We start from the raw sequence: 668 nt of genomic DNA, 5'->3' as shown, positions 1-668 counted from the left end.
CGCAGTGCCCGGCCTGATCTCCGTGGGGGGTAAATAATGGAATTTGATTTCAGCGGCATCATCCCCGCCATCCCGGGCCTGTGGAACGGCATGGTCATGACCTTGCAGTTGATGGTCATGGGCGTGGTCGGCGGGATCATCATCGGTACGATCCTGGCGCTGATGCGTCTGTCGTCCAGCAAACTGCTGTCCCGTGTGGCCGGCGCCTATGTGAACTACTTCCGCTCGATCCCGCTGCTGCTGGTGATCACCTGGTTCTACCTGGCGGTACCGTTCGTATTGCGCTGGATCACCGGCGAAGACACGCCGATTGGTGCGTTCACCTCCTGCGTCGTGGCCTTCATGATGTTCGAGGCGGCGTATTTCTGCGAAATCGTCCGGGCCGGCGTGCAGTCGATCCCCAAGGGCCAGATGGCCGCCGCGCAAGCGATGGGCATGACTTACGGCCAGACCATGCGTTTGATCATTCTGCCCCAGGCGTTCCGCAAGATGACCCCGTTGCTGCTGCAACAGTCGATCATCCTGTTCCAGGACACCTCGCTGGTTTACACCGTGGGTCTGGTGGATTTCCTCAACTCCGCCCGCTCCAATGGCGACATCATCGGCCGCTCCAATGAGTTCCTGATCTTCGCCGGCGTCGTCTACTTCATCATCAGCTTTTCCGCCTC

General features: G+C 59.9%; 1 pseudogene. It reads left to right on the top strand.

Annotation, left to right across the window (positions count from 1 at the left end):
• Positions 1-36: 36 nt before the first annotated feature.
• Positions 37-668, top strand: a pseudogene (locus tag ACIOZM_RS14820) (amino acid ABC transporter permease); the annotation flags it as partial.

The organism is Pseudomonas sp. NPDC087346 (assembly GCF_044744235.1).
In the GTDB taxonomy this organism is placed as follows: domain Bacteria; phylum Pseudomonadota; class Gammaproteobacteria; order Pseudomonadales; family Pseudomonadaceae; genus Aquipseudomonas.
The sequence above is the reverse complement of the archived record's forward strand: the minus strand, read 5'-3'. Positions and strand labels throughout refer to the sequence as shown.